We start from the raw sequence: 14,298 nt of genomic DNA on the forward strand, positions 1-14,298 counted from the left end.
TAAGTAAAGAAGGGGTATTGTACGATGTTATTGGGAAGTATTGAAGCCGGGGGCACCAAGTTTGTATGTGCTGTTGGCAACGAAGATTATCGAGTTATTGACAGTACTAAATTTCCAACCACGACGCCTGAAGAAACGCTGCAGAACTGCATTGACTATTTTAAACAGTTTAAGGATCTGCGGGCAATTTCAATCGCATCGTTTGGACCAATTGAGATTCGTCGCAACTCGCCAAAGTATGGCTATGTAACGGACACGCCTAAGCCAGGCTGGTCCAACACGGATTTTGTCGGCACGATCAAAAAGGCATTTGATCTTCCAATTGCCTGGACGACGGACGTTAATGGCTCAGCATATGGTGAATACGTTTTGTCAACGCTGTTTAACCAACGTCTTAACTCCTTGGTCTACTTCACGATTGGGACCGGCGTTGGTGCCGGGGCCGTGGTTGACGGCAAGTTTATTGGTGATTTGGGGCACCCTGAAATGGGGCACATTCGCGTTAAGCGCCATCCAGATGATTTGGAATTTAAGGGAATCTGCCCATTCCATGGCGATTGTCTTGAAGGATTGATCAGTGGCCCAACTTTTGAAGCGCGGACTGGCAAGAAAGGTCAAGATGTACCATTGGAAGATCCAGTCTGGGATATTATGGCCTACTATGCAGCCCAGGCAGCATTGGACACGACTCTGATGATGCGGCCAAATAAGATTGTCTTTGGCGGTGGCGTTGTCAGTGAGCGTTTCTTGAAGATGGTACGTGCTCACTTTAAGAAACTGCTGAATGATTATGTATCGGTTGGCAACCTGGATGAATATCTGGTCATGCCACTAGCTAAGGATAATGGTTCCGCGACGGTAGGCAATTTTGCCTTGGCTCTAAAAGCATTGGTTGAGTAAAAATTGTTTTAAGACTTACTGAGGGGAGTATGTACAATGTCAAATCAAAAATTTATCAATTGGTTAGGTCGATTTGCAAGTGTAATTGCTATCTTGATGTACGTTTCTTACATCGCTCAGATCATCAACAATCTTCATGGTCAGTATGGCGCACCGCTACAGCCGTTTGTAGCTGGTGTCAACTGCACGCTTTGGAGTATCTATGCCTACTTTAAGAAGGATCGGGATTGGCCGGTCTTTTGGGCTAACTTCCCTGGTGTCTTCTTTAGTTTTGCAACGTTCATTACCTGCTTTCACTTCTAATTAGAGATTGAATTGGTCAGCAGGAACACTAGACAACAATGGCTATTGGCATTCATTATTAATTATTATTTTATCGATTGCCTTCACTGTCTTTATTCAAGTCTTCTTTACACTGAAAAAAGATAACGTTGATATCATTATAAAAATGGTTTGCAACAACAGCCAGCTGCTTAATTTTCGATCATAAAACAGCGATGGCGCTGCTCCAAATTCGGAGCCGCGCCATTTTTTTGAAATTCTGGAAAGCCGAAACCAGGTAAATGGGACGGTGGAGCAGCGCGGCTAGCAGTCGTGGGCACCATTGAATGCTGATTTAGTACTAAAGCCTTCCTGCAGATCCAGAAATTCTAAATTGTCCGTCATCGTACGCTGTTCACTAACCAAAGGCATAGTGAAATACGTTTGATTGAAGCGGACCTCCATTTTTTCATCCAGCTGCGACGCCGTGTAATCCTTATACCAGATCGGGCCTAGATTTGAGGCGAGCTGAGCATTAAAGTCAGGCAGCTTGACGCTTTGAGTTACAATGATCAATTTAAAATTGGCGTCCAAAGAGCAGTTGCCCAGTTTTGAAAATGGACCAACGCCATCGTCAAAATCCAGAATCAGTTTGGAATCAGGCTGCAGGTATTTTTGCAGGCGCTGCTGTGCTTGAGGGGTAAAGGTAAGTTTCATAAATAGGACCTCGCTTTGACTTTTTTTATCAGTTTATACTTATTTTTAGTAAGTTCAATTTAAATGCTCAGCTTAAAGAGTCCATCTCGTGATTTGCAGTGTGGCCTTTAGGAATGAAGATTGCCAATAAAAAAAGGCATTGATACTAGTCAACGCCTGACAATTATTGAACAGAAATTTTTAAAACGAACTGCGAATCGTAATTGCAATTGCAGTCATTAATGCTAGAATCATGAAACCTTCCGAAAAGACGTTGGCCAACAGTGCACAGGTACAATTGACAAAAAACAGCCCCAAGCCGGCAATAAAAGCTACGAAGCCCATTGTAAGCAGGGCGCGCTCATGATTGACCAAGTTTTGACAACGCCTAAGACTATGAGCTGGCAATTGGTGGCGCACGAAAAAGATAATCGCGCTGGTTAAAATTAAAGTCGCGATACAGAGTCCGTAAGATAAGAGAATAGTAGATGTTGACTTCATTTAAAAAGTAAGTTTAAACCATGCCCAAGCATGATTTCCTTTCTTTAAAAGCTTCGTCGTTTATAGTAGCAGAAAACGGTTTAAACCACAAATTGCCGGTGATTGCAAGCCTTCATCAGTTTGAGATAAATTATTACATTAACCTAAAAAAGATTCATGATTTAAGCGAAAGTGACATTTTATACGGTTTAACAGCCAAAAATAGATCGACAGGCGTCGAATAAAAAATGACAATATATGAAATAATCGTCATGAAAGAACAAATTGCGGTCCTTGTGGCATTTGACAATGAGATAAGCATTTTTTAAATAGCTGGTTCTGAACTGCACATTATCTTAAACTTGGATGCGGCTTCAAAAAATTGATGATGCTGATCAAAAGTTGAAAGAAAGAGACTCGCAGTTGCTTTGCTTGTTTGATTATGATATTTTCTAAAAAACTTGCCATTAAAATACATTTAGAATAGCAGACTTGATTGTCAAACAGATAGCAGCAAAAGAGGGATAATGTGAATAATTATCAAGTCAGGATAATTAATTTGGTTAGTCATCGTTATTTGACCATTGATGAACATATCTTAAGACAGGTCGACGCTAAACAGGCATTGATTGTCAGTGAAGCAGTCGGGCGGCAACTGTTAAAAAAGGTCAATCGAATTGCCGAGGCGATGGCACAAGCCAATGGTACGAATTTTACCCAATACCAGCTGGAAAGAGTAAGGCTTGCCGATATTGAGCTGAACAGCGAGGATCTGGATGCCTTGATTGAAACGGCACAGCTCTTAGGATGTTCGTATCAGCACGCCGCAAATCTAATTAAACGTCAAAAAATCAAGTACGCCGATCATTTGGCGCTTCAACAATATTATGGCTTATCGATACCGCATAAGATCAAATAAAAAGCAATCTTGAAAGCGCTTGTGCGAGAGGCTATACTTGGCTTATCGAACGCATTGCATTTTGAAAGAAGGAATGATCATGCTATTTGATAAGGCAATTGTTAGAACGCCAGGCAAGTCAGTCGTGGATGGGATCGATGACTATGCCAACGCTGGCAAGCCAAACTATGAAAAGGCTCTGGCTGAGCACCATGCCTATGTTGAGCTGCTTAAAAAGCTTGGTGTTGCAGTCACAGTTCTAGAGCCGTTGGAACAGTTTCCGGACTCATGCTTCGTTGAGGACCCAGCCGTTGTTTTTGATGATTTTGCGGTCGTTACCAATCCAGCCCGCGGCACGCGACAAAAGGAACGCGAATTCATTCGTCCCGTCCTTGACCAATTCTTTGAACATGACCAGCTTTTTGAGATTACCGCTCCAGGAACTCTGGAAGGCGGGGATGTCATGCCGGTTGATGATGATCTGATCTATGTGGGGCTTTCGACACGGACTAACCAAGCCGGCATTGATCAGTTTACCAAGATTGCGGCGCGTTTTGGGAAAACCGTTAAGGCAGTACCGGTTGAACGGGTTCTGCATCTAAAAACCGGCACGACTTATATGGGTGACAACAAGCTGCTGGTAGCTGGTGAATATATTGATAGTCCCTACTTTAAGGATTTTGATCAGCTCAAGGTATCAGCTGGTGAAGACTATGCCGTTAATTGCATCAATACCGGTAACGGCGTGATTATGCCAGCTGGTTTCCCTGGCGTCCACCAATTGTTGGTTGAAAACGGCTTTAAGGTTTACGAGACCGACATGTCAGAATTTGCCAAGATCGATGGCGGCCTGACCTGCCTGTCGTTGCGGTTTCGCTAAATAAAAATCAGCACGATATCAAGTCTTTTGCGGCTTAATATCGTGCTTTTTTGATATTGGCAATCAAGGTATCAGTGAGGCCAGTCGTTTGATTCCTTTAGCGATGTCGGCTTCTTTAACTGGAGCCAATGATAATCGGATGCGATCGTTCGGTGCGGCATGAATATAATAACGATCGCCATTTTCGACGAGGACGCCGGCTTTGCGAGCTGCCGTACAGAATTCGGCCGCTGACATCGGTAGATTAAGCTTGAGCCAAAACCACACGGCCCCATCTGCTTCGTGCCAGGTCAGCCGATTGCCCCATAATTCGGTCAATAGGCCGCTGGCGACTTGATATTGCTGATGATAGGCCTGCTTTAAGCTGGTAAGGTGTTGGCGCCATAACTGATTTCTCAGGTAATAGTCAAAGATTCGCTGGGTCAGGCCGGAAGTTGAAATATCGGCAATTCGCTTAACGCTGGCAAAACTTTCTATCAGCCGAGTAGGCGATACCAGATAACCTAATCGCATCCCCGAAGCAAAAATCTGCGAAAGACTGCGTACATAAATGATGCGGTCATCAGGATCGTTTTCTTTCATGGCATGAAGCGCCTGATTGTCATATGCTAAACCAGAACCATAGTCATCTTCAATGATCCAAAAGTCATAATAATGAGCCAGTCCAACAATTCGTGCTTTTTCCAATCTGCTTAGCGAATAAGTAGTGGGATTTTGGAGATTGGGCATGAGATAGAGAATCTTGGGTTGGATGATCTTAAGCATCTTTTCCAATTCATCAATCATCGTACCATGATCAAAATTTAAGCCAATTACTTTAGCGCCGCAAGCCTTAAAAGCATCCACGGCACCCGGATACGTAGGATTTTGGACAATCACGCAGTCGCCCTGCCTGATCAGAGCCCGCGCGCAAATATCAATCGCTTGCTGAGATCCTGAGGTAATCTGAATGTTTTGAGCTGTCGTATGAATCCAGCGCTGAGTCAGCTCGGCGGCAATTGATTCACGCAAAGGGTAATGCCCCATCGCGTCTTCGATTACAAAAGCATGACCGCCATCCCGATCTAAGATATGGTTGACGGCTTGTTTAAAGGTTGCGGTTGAAAAGCGGTCTGGGTTGAGCGAATAGCTGGCAAAATCGATAAAGTGCTGATTGGCATCAGTCGCATCTAAGCGAGGCAAGTAAGGTATCTGCGCTTGATCAGTTGCCAATGAATCGATCATGCCTTCTTGAACAAAACTGCCTGAACCACGCCGACTGATGATATAGCCATTTTTCTCCAGCTCACGATACGCACTGACAACGGTCCCAGGATTGATGCCTAACGATTTAGCCAAAACGCGAACTGCGGGGAGTCTGCGATTAGGAGCCAACTTACCATTGACGATCCGGGTGCGCAGGGCAGTGTACAGCTGAGCATAGAGCGGTTCTTTGCGATGGCGGTTCAGCTTGATGTTGGCAAGCTCGGTTTGATTAGCGTTCAATATGGATCACCCCTTAGTCGCTGATTGGGAGTCAGACTGGTTAATGCAAGCTGATGAGAATATCTAAACGAATGGTTTTGATTGTTAGGGCAGCTACGCAATCAAGGCTTCGTTTTTAATTGCAAACTCGCGAAAATAAGGCAGCGCAAAGGCCACTTTACCCGGCTGCGGATGATGGATGATTTGATTTTCGACCAGGTGCTGTAGACAGATTGGCGCGGCTGAGCTGGTATCGTTAATTTGTTCTTTTAAAAACTTTTCATCGACCACGTTGTCCATTTCATGAGCCAGAATCTCAATTACCTCACGATCGCCCATGGTCAGTTCGTTGATGATGGGCAGATAGGCATCATTGAAAAGCTGCTGCTGATAGCTGGGCATGATCTTTTCAAAAGCTGCTTGATCGATTCTTTTAATATCGGTATCCCACAATAATGAACCGAGAATCTGAAAGGCATAGGCATATCCGCCTGTTGCCATTGCCATTTTTTTTAAGACAGCGGGTTCAATAACGCGATGGGCCTTGGTAAAAATTTGTTGATATTGACTGGCAACCATATCAAGATCCAGTAAAGGCAAGGTTAAGCGTTGACTTTCTTGGACCACGGCCGCAAAGTTTTCATCACCTAAAAATTGCGGCATCCGGCTGGTGATACCAGCAAGCACTACCATAATCGTATTGCCGTGATTGCCTAACTGTTGACACAATTTAAGCAGTTCAAGCAGCTCCTCGGTTGGTCGGTTGGCTTCGTCTACCGTGATGAAAAGCCGCAGCTGATGTTTGGTAAGCGTTTTAACGTACTGAACGAACATAGCACTGGGCGTATCGTAGTCTAAGACGTCCAGTTCCTCGCTGGTCATCGTATCGGCTTGGTAGTAAATTGCTCCGACTAAGGTACTGAAAAAGTCGTCATCCAATCCTAGATCAACCGTGATCCAGTCATCGCGCTCCAGCATGGCATCGCCGAGATTATTAAGAAAAACGGTTTTGCCACAGCCCCGCGGTCCATCAATAAAAACCGGCAGAAATTTCTGATTCAGCTGACTGGCCTGGTCAAGCAGTTTTTGTTGCAAAGCGGGCCGCTTAATGCAGCAGGGCGAAATATTGCCAAAACCTGGATTAAATGGATTGATCATGTTTATTCCTCCTTCCGACTGAAGTTTGCCTTTATTTTAACTTGCTTATTTGGTCAAGACAAGGTTGGGTGAGATTGAGAAATGATTGGCAAGCTTAATGAAAATGCATACAATGAGAACGTGTATTTTAGGAAGGAATATTGACTATGTAAATAGAAATCGTCCCAGTCGCGGCTGACAATGAAAAAGACGTGATCACGCTCCAAAAGATCGCCACCAAGTCATTTAACGCCATGTTTGGGCCGCATCTTGATCCCCAGGCAGTTAAAGCATATGTTTTGTTCGTTCTAGTCGATGAGCTCAAAGATCCGGACAGCCAGACCTAGTTTTTAAGGCTTGCTGATATGCCGGTTGGCTAATATGAAGCTTAACTGGAATTAGGCACAGACTGATCAGATCTTTTCCAATGCTATGCAGCTGCAGCAAATCTATCTGCTGCTTGAATACTGGAACCAGCTTCTGGGTGGGTACTTAATGGATAAAGCATTGGATGAGGCTGAAAAATCCAATTTCACAACGGTCTGGCTAGGTGTCGCGCACGTCATTTTTACGAGCGATATGGCTTTAAAAAAGCAGGCTCGCATAAGCTCATCATGGGGCAAGAAGATCAGACCGACTTATGGTAAGAGCTGACTTTGTCAACTGCTAAATAGATAAAAACGCATCGACAGGGAAATTCTACACGATGCGTTCTATTATTGGATGCGAGTTAGATATTGGCTGGGCAGCTCATCACAAAGCCAGACCTGGTCATTGCCGATATAGAATTTAATGCCGTCATGAAAGGCTTGAGCGGCATCGACTTTTAAGATGGCAGGATATTGGTCGTGCCGCTTGCCGACTTGTTCAGCCATGGAGATGTCAGAAGAGAGATGCACGTATTGGCGTCCCATTGGCAGCAGACCGTTTTGCATGATGCTTGCTAAAAATCGGTGTGCCGTTCCGTGATATAAAGCATTAGGTGGCGTGCCCTGCTGATGTTGAATGATGCTTGAAATGGAGTGGCCGTACAACGCACAGATCTGATCACCTTTGATCTTAAAGCGTTCCTTATCGCTGTTTTGAATGATATTTTGAATGTCGGTAACGTTAACGGGTGGATCCAGGTGATGAATGCGATTCAATGCTGCCAGCAGGTCACTGATTTTGGCATAGCCGTACTCGTCAAGCTGTAGACCATATTTTTGTGGATTGTGTCTGAGCGCATATGACATCTTTTTTGATAGATAGACCGACCGCTGCATGACAAATCATCCTTTCTAAATTGTTGCACATAAGCATAGATCATTAATCGTGCTTAATCAAGCTGAGGCAGGTTGACAATCATCAATCTGTAAATTAATATCTTGATAAAATGATTAAAAAACAATTAGAATTAATGCTGTGATTTGAGAAAGGAAGCGACGATATGTGTACGGCAATTACGATCAAGTCCAAGCAGGGCGACTATTTCTTTGGCCGCACGCTGGATTTTTTAAACGATGTCTTTGACGATGAAAACGACTTCAAGGCCATAGCTACTGTTTATCCTAAGGGCTGTCAATTGGATGGACAGCTGGAATCCTGGGAGAATCAATATGCGTTTGGCGGCAATGGCATCAACAATACGATTGGTCTGTATGATGGCGTCAATGAGGCGGGACTGGCCGGTGAACTCAATGCCTTGAATGAATGCACCTGGGAAGAGCTTGGCCAGATCAAAGCAGAAAACAAGCAGCCAGTCATTGGTGAGGAATTGGTCAGCTACATGCTCAGTCATTTTAAGAACGTGGCTGAGGTTCGTGAGGCCGCCAAGAATCTGGTGCTGGCTAAGGTTGACTTTGCACCGCTAGTTGATAACAAATTGTTTAAGCGCGTGCCGGTGCACTACATTTTTGTGGACCCAACCGGTGACTCGGTTGTTTTGGAACCGTTGGAAAATGGTCATTTGAAGACCTTCAAGAGCTTGGGAGTGATGACCAACAGTCCAACCTACGACTGGCACGTTACTAATCTACGTAACTACGTCAATCTGCAAGGCTTTAATGCTGGCAATACTCAATTGGATGCTACGGTTAATGGCAGTGATCACTTGTTGGAACAGATTGGTTTTGGGTCAGGACTTCTGGGAATTCCTGGGGACTATACGTCGACTTCCCGGTTCGTGCGGGCGGCCTTTTTATCGCGCTATATCGATGATTTTGACAGTCAGCAAGGCGTGGATGTCTTGTATAGTGCTTTTACCAGCGTAATGGTGCCTAAGGGGGTAGAAAGAGCTGACGAAAATGCGCTTTGGGGCGACAGCACGCAGTATTGGTCTGGCTATGACTTAAAGAACCATACCTTTTACGTTAAGGCTTTTGATACCAATGCCTGCTTGAAGCGTGACGTTTGCGACTTTGAAGAGATTACCAAATTTGAGATTCCCCATATCGATGTTTTTTGCTGAAAGAAGTAAGGTTGGCTGATCAAATGTTGGCCAACTTTTTTTTGCTTGATTTTTGAGTTTTTGTGAAGTTGGACGAGTTAATAAAACGTTTGTCGCAACGAAATTATCGGATTTAAACCGTTTGAAAAAGCGAACTAATTTCTTTGCTGAATTTATTTGATGAAAAATGAAGATTTTAGAAACATAATGCTATGCTCTAATCGTTGAGCGAAATCGTTTTCAGAGGAGTGTGATGAGGCTATATCGACGCGACGGTGAAAAATTTGCTTCAAACCCCGTCGAGCCGAGCTGCTTGATAGAATTTATATATTCGGGGGGATAAAAATGGACACAGCAGCAACGCAAAAAAAGAAAAAATTCAAACTGAAGATGCCGGGAGCATTTACGATTTTATTCTTTCTGACGGTAATTTCCGTAATGCTCACCTGGTGCGTGCCAGCCGGCAGTTATTCCAAGCTGCAGTATACTGGCGGACATCTTCAAGAAACGACTTCATTGGGACAGAAAAAAACGCTGCCGGCTACGCAAAAAACGCTTGATCGATTAAACGTTAAGATTGATATCAAGCAGTTTACGTCGGGCGCCATCAGCAAGCCGGTTTCGATTCCTAATACCTACCGTCGTCTCAAACAGCACCCAGCCAAGCTTTACACGATCTTTACCAGCATGGTTGAAGGGACAATGCAGGCAACTGATATTATGATTTTTATTTTTGTTCTGGGTGGCCTGATTGGTGTCGTTAAAGAAAGCGGGGCCTTTGAATCCGGGTTGATGTCCTTAACCAAGAAAACCAAGGGACATGAATTTATTCTGGTCTTCTTGGTTGCCATTTTGCTGGTTCTGGGGGGTACGCTTTGCGGAATCGAAGAAGAAGCCGTAGCGTTTTATCCAATTCTGGTGCCGATCTTTATTGCTATGGGCTATGACTCGATTGTCTGTGTTGGGGCAATTTTCTTAGCCAGTTCGGTAGGTACGACTTTTTCAACGATCAATCCGTTTTCAGTCGTAATTGCCTCGAATGCTGCCGGAACAACGTTTACTCAAGGTCTATTGGGCCGGGTGATCGGTCTGATTGTGGCGGCAATTTGCCTGGTCGGGTATCTGTATTGGTATTCAAGCAAGGTTAAGGCTAATCCAGAATTTTCATACTCATATGAAGACAAGCAGAAGTTTGACAACATGTGGTCAGTGGTATCTGACGAGGAAAAGGACCTGACCTTTACCTTTAAGAAAAAGATTACACTGACGATGTTTGCCTGCGCCTTTCCAATTATGATCTGGGGCGTGATGGCTAAGGGATGGGGTTTCCCACAGATGGCTTCTTCTTTCTTGGCAATTGCCATTACGTTAATGTTTATTAACTGTTTTGGTAAAGATGGTCTTGGCGAGACTGGGGTTGTTGATGCCTTTGTTAAAGGATCATCCGGCTTGGTCGGCGTTTCCCTGATTATTGGGCTGGCGCGTGGGATCAACATGGTGCTAAACAATGGCTATATTTCTGATACGATTCTCTATGTATCTTCCGAGCTGGTATCGCACATGAACGGCGTCTTCTTTATCTTAATGATGATGATGATCTTCTTTGTGCTGGGCTTTATCGTACCATCTTCATCCGGTCTGGCTGTATTGGCAATGCCGATCATGGCTCCGTTGGCTGATACGGTACACATTCCACGCTATATTGTCGTAACTGCCTACCAATTCGGTCAGTACGCAATGCTGTTCTTAGCGCCAACTGGTTTGGTAATGGCAACCTTGCAGATGCTTGACATGAAGTACTCGCACTGGTTCCGGTTTGTCTGGCCAGTCGTTGTCTTCGTGCTGGTCTTTGGTGGCGCGCTGCTGGTTACTGAAGTCTTGATTGCCGGCTGATTGATTTGAAATTTGCTTGAAAAAGTCTGACGATTTCGTCGGGCTTTTTTTGGTGCACAGGTATTAAACTGGTCTAAAAAAAGTTAAAATAGCATTGTCGATATATTAACGAAATGGGAGAGGATTTTATGAGCAGTAACGCAAAAAAACGCGATCAAAAAATCCTGATTAAAATTGCTGTGGCGCTATGTTATGGAGTGCTTTCGGCAATGGCGATCAATATGTTTTTGTCGCATGCCAACTCATATTCAGCCGGTCTGTTGGGGGTCTCGCAATTACTGCAGGCATTGTTTTTGCAGAGTGGCATGCATGTCAGTATGAGTCTGTTGGTCGCGGTTTTGAACGTGCCGCTGTTTGTGTTTGCCTGGTATGAGTTTGGCTTTAGCTATATTTTATTTTCAATGCTGGCGGTTGGCTTTAACGTTGTCTTTTTAAAGTTTATTCCAGCCATTACTTTGGTAAATGACCCGTTGACCAATACGATTATCGGTGCGGCAATCTTGGGGATCGGAATTGGGCTGTGCTTTAACCAGGGTTTTACGACTGGCGGTTCAGATATCGTTGTAACTTATTGTCAAAAAAAACTGCATAAAAAAGTTGGGATGCTTAACAACCTGATCAATGGCGCGATCCTGGTGGTAAGCGTGCTGTGTTTCGGCCCCAGTCGGATCGTCTACAGCTTGATCGGGATGCTGGTGACCAGTTTGATGATGGATCATACTTTTGTTTTACAAGAAGACGTCTCGGTGACGATCTATACCAAAAAATCAGCTGCCGTTTCGGAACAGCTGCGCAATTTCGTGCATGGGGCAACGCTTTTGCATGGAACTGGCGTCTATACCAATGAACCCACGGATATCATTCTGGTATGTACACCCAAGGCTCAGTTAAACGAGCTGCGCAAGATGGTTCATAATGTTGATCCAGACAGCTTTATCAGTATTTCGCGGGCTGATGTCGAATTTGGCAACTACCAGCATTATTCGTTTTAGCAGCTGATTGACTGACTATTAAAAATACAATGCGCTGCGATACCTGAAGCGCGCTGACCATACATCAAAGGCCCGTATCACGTTGTTAAAGTCACGAGATATGGGCTGAGCATAACTAAAAGCACCACGCTTGACGGATGTCTGCGCGGTGCTTTCTTTTTGCATATCGAAAAACTTAATGATGAGCAGCACTGTATTTGGCAATGCTGTAGGCGTCAACACCGCGCATGGCGTTAACGACATCCAGCGGTGTAACCTCAAATGGCATGCGATTCATGGTGTCGTTTGGCGCGCAGGCTGCCGTGCCGACTTTCAGCAGATTTTCTTCGCTTGGATTCTCAATTCCCAGCTCGACAAAGTTGGTTGGCAGATGTAGTTTCTTTAGGAATTGGAAGTATTTTTCAAAACGCTCGGTCGCGGCACCCTCCAGCATCAATTGCGTCAACAGACCGAATGCAACCTTTTCGCCATGCAGCCGCTCGTGAACTGGGCCATTCAAAACGCTTAAAGCATCATTAATTGCATGGGTTGCTGCCAAACCTCCTGATTCAAAGCCAACGCCACTCATCAGGGTATTAGCTTCAACGATCCGATCAAAGGCTTTGGTATCAGCGTGGGCAATGGCAGCTGCATAAGCTTCGTCGCCATATGCAAACAGCGTATTCTCGCATTCCTGGGCGATTGCTAGGCCGACCAGCGTCTGGTGCTCGCCTAACATGTTGAGACCATGCGATTTTTTAACGGCCTGGGCTTCAATGTTGGTTGCCAAAGCGTCAGCCATGCCGCATGCCAAAAGCTTGGCGGGTGCCGTGGCGATGACTCTGGTGTCAACCATGACCAGGTCGGGGTTCTGATTATAGAAACGGTAATGATCAAACTCGCCATTGTCTTGATAGATGACTGATAGCCGCGAGCAAGGCGCATCAGTTGAGGCGACGGTCGGTAAAATAACGGTTTTAGCATTTAGATTGTCAGCGATGGCCTTGGCAGCGTCAATCGTCTTGCCGCCGCCCAAGCCGATTACCATTTCGACATGGTTATCATGGCCGATTTTAGAAACGCGTTTGATCTCATTTTCGGATGATTCGCCATTGAACTGAACCTTGGTAACGGTAAAGTCATTGTTGATCAAATAATCGCCAAACTCATTGCCGACGATGCGCAGTGAAGTAGGCCCAGCCAGCAATAGAACCCGATTCCCAAGGCGTGCCAGATACTCAGCACTCTTAAACAAAACATCGCTTCCCTGGATATAGGAAGCAGGACTGCCAAACATGTTGAGACTCATTTTCATCAACTCCTTTCAGATATAAAAGCTTGTTTAGCTAAATTAAATATACCATGAAAGCGATATCTCGGCGGTTAGATTTTAGCGATTCAGTCAAAAATATGATGCTTCCAATGGAATAAGTGTCGGTACCTTGGTTAAAAATAAGATTGGCTGTCATCAAAGCTGAACTAGCATTTATAAGATTCAAGAAGCTGCATAGATCAGTTATCTCCGTCTATCTCCATCGATACATTTAGGTTAGGCGGTGAAAGACATGATGTTTAAAGATGACACTGAGATCATGTCGGCCGAGCTTAATCGCCATTAAACACGCGTGTCGGCGAAAAAATGCTGTGGTGCTGTTTGATGCCGTTGGTTGTAGGTTTTTCCCAGATGCGCAGATTACCGTTTATGTTTTGATACCTCTGAATGGGTTGCTGATCCATGGACGGTACCGGCAAAAATGTTTGAATTGGCAGAAAAAAGTGATAGATTAGCGCAAAAGTACGTTGACTGAATTGTAACTGCTCTGGCTCAAACAGCTTATGATCCGCAAAACAGTGGATTGTACAACGGTGTCTTTCTAAGTTCCGGTGCTGAATGCAGAAGAATATGCGATTGTGACGCTAAAACAGTATATTTTATAGACAACGGCAGATCGGATTGGCGAGTTTTTGGCTGATAAGGATTTGATACATTATTGCTATGATTGATTGGTTGAATTTAGCTGCTGTACTTACAGCTTTTTTATGCTTCAAGGCAGACGGCCGGTAGAAATCCAACTTAAATAAAATTTTAGATAAAAAACTATTGACTTAAGCAGTTTTAGTCGGTATAGTTATATATCGTTGTCGCGTCGATAAGCGCTTAAAATTATTAAAGCCAAGTTGCTTGAATTTCTTTGACTTAATTCTTAATGTCTTTAAATAAAAAGTTCTTGACTTTAAAATGACAACTTGTTAAACTAATAAAGTTACTTGCTTAAAACGAGCGAGCAAC

General features: G+C 44.3%; 14 protein-coding genes. 8 read left to right on the forward strand and 6 right to left on the reverse strand.

Annotation, left to right across the window (positions count from 1 at the left end):
• Positions 1 to 24: 24 nt before the first annotated feature.
• Both scrK and ACLUWI_RS09335 read left to right on the forward strand, forming a co-directional pair.
• A complete protein-coding gene (scrK, locus tag ACLUWI_RS09330) occupies positions 25 to 900 on the forward strand; it encodes a fructokinase ScrK (protein WP_412147094.1) in 876 nt (291 codons plus the stop codon).
• Between the two features lie 36 nt (positions 901 to 936).
• Complete coding sequence (locus ACLUWI_RS09335) at positions 937 to 1,203, forward strand: SemiSWEET family transporter (protein WP_412147095.1); 267 nt, start codon at positions 937 to 939, stop codon at positions 1,201 to 1,203.
• Between the two features lie 282 nt (positions 1,204 to 1,485).
• Here ACLUWI_RS09335 and ACLUWI_RS09340 read toward each other — a convergent pair whose 3' ends face one another.
• Entirely contained in the window at positions 1,486 to 1,878 is a 393-nt protein-coding gene (locus ACLUWI_RS09340; RefSeq protein WP_412147096.1) for an iron-sulfur cluster biosynthesis family protein, read from the reverse strand.
• Between the two features lie 180 nt (positions 1,879 to 2,058).
• Positions 2,059 to 2,232 carry a hypothetical protein gene (locus ACLUWI_RS09345; RefSeq protein WP_412147097.1) on the reverse strand — a complete coding sequence of 58 codons (174 nt, stop codon included), beginning with the start codon at positions 2,230 to 2,232 and terminating at the stop codon, positions 2,059 to 2,061.
• A gap of 664 nt (positions 2,233 to 2,896) precedes the next feature.
• On the opposite strand from ACLUWI_RS09345, the gene ACLUWI_RS09350 reads away from it, so the two are divergent.
• Both ACLUWI_RS09350 and ACLUWI_RS09355 read left to right on the forward strand, forming a co-directional pair.
• Complete coding sequence (locus tag ACLUWI_RS09350) at positions 2,897 to 3,256, forward strand: hypothetical protein (protein WP_412147098.1); 360 nt, start codon at positions 2,897 to 2,899, stop codon at positions 3,254 to 3,256.
• 79 nt (positions 3,257 to 3,335) lie between these two features.
• Entirely contained in the window at positions 3,336 to 4,115 is a 780-nt protein-coding gene (locus ACLUWI_RS09355) for a dimethylarginine dimethylaminohydrolase family protein (protein ID WP_412147099.1), read from the forward strand.
• 63 nt (positions 4,116 to 4,178) lie between these two features.
• On the opposite strand, the gene ACLUWI_RS09360 is transcribed toward ACLUWI_RS09355, so the two are convergent.
• Both ACLUWI_RS09360 and ACLUWI_RS09365 read right to left on the reverse strand, forming a co-directional pair.
• Entirely contained in the window at positions 4,179 to 5,600 is a 1,422-nt protein-coding gene (locus ACLUWI_RS09360) for a PLP-dependent aminotransferase family protein (RefSeq protein ID WP_412147100.1), read from the reverse strand.
• A 93-nt stretch (positions 5,601 to 5,693) separates the two neighbouring features.
• Entirely contained in the window at positions 5,694 to 6,737 is a 1,044-nt protein-coding gene (locus ACLUWI_RS09365; protein WP_412147101.1) for an AAA family ATPase, read from the reverse strand.
• Positions 6,738 to 7,211: 474 nt separating this feature from the next.
• On the opposite strand from ACLUWI_RS09365, the gene ACLUWI_RS09370 reads away from it, so the two are divergent.
• A complete protein-coding gene (locus ACLUWI_RS09370) occupies positions 7,212 to 7,370 on the forward strand; it encodes a hypothetical protein (protein ID WP_412147102.1) in 159 nt (52 codons plus the stop codon).
• A 62-nt stretch (positions 7,371 to 7,432) separates the two neighbouring features.
• Here the strand turns inward: ACLUWI_RS09370 and ACLUWI_RS09375 are convergent, their stop codons facing one another.
• The gene (locus ACLUWI_RS09375) at positions 7,433 to 7,981 is read right to left on the reverse strand and encodes an RNA 2'-phosphotransferase (protein ID WP_412147103.1); all 549 of its coding nucleotides are present in this window, start codon (positions 7,979 to 7,981) and stop codon (positions 7,433 to 7,435) included.
• A 164-nt stretch (positions 7,982 to 8,145) separates the two neighbouring features.
• On the opposite strand from ACLUWI_RS09375, the gene ACLUWI_RS09380 reads away from it, so the two are divergent.
• The 3 genes from ACLUWI_RS09380 to ACLUWI_RS09390 all read left to right on the forward strand — a co-directional run bounded on the left by ACLUWI_RS09380 (position 8,146) and on the right by ACLUWI_RS09390 (position 12,029).
• Positions 8,146 to 9,165, forward strand: coding sequence for a linear amide C-N hydrolase (locus ACLUWI_RS09380; RefSeq protein ID WP_412147104.1), 1,020 nt, complete (start codon positions 8,146 to 8,148; stop codon positions 9,163 to 9,165).
• A 324-nt stretch (positions 9,166 to 9,489) separates the two neighbouring features.
• The gene (locus ACLUWI_RS09385; protein ID WP_412147105.1) at positions 9,490 to 11,037 is read left to right on the forward strand and encodes a YfcC family protein; all 1,548 of its coding nucleotides are present in this window, start codon (positions 9,490 to 9,492) and stop codon (positions 11,035 to 11,037) included.
• A 128-nt stretch (positions 11,038 to 11,165) separates the two neighbouring features.
• Positions 11,166 to 12,029 (forward strand): YitT family protein, encoded by an 864-nt coding sequence (locus tag ACLUWI_RS09390; protein ID WP_412147106.1) that lies wholly within the window; start codon positions 11,166 to 11,168, stop codon positions 12,027 to 12,029.
• Positions 12,030 to 12,204: 175 nt separating this feature from the next.
• Here the strand turns inward: ACLUWI_RS09390 and ACLUWI_RS09395 are convergent, their stop codons facing one another.
• On the reverse strand, positions 12,205 to 13,317 hold the full coding sequence (locus tag ACLUWI_RS09395; RefSeq protein ID WP_412147107.1) for a glycerol dehydrogenase: 1,113 nt from the start codon (positions 13,315 to 13,317) through the stop codon (positions 12,205 to 12,207).
• Positions 13,318 to 14,298 lie beyond the last annotated feature (981 nt).

This window comes from Limosilactobacillus mucosae (assembly GCF_046939755.1).
Classification (GTDB): domain Bacteria; phylum Bacillota; class Bacilli; order Lactobacillales; family Lactobacillaceae; genus Limosilactobacillus; species Limosilactobacillus mucosae_A.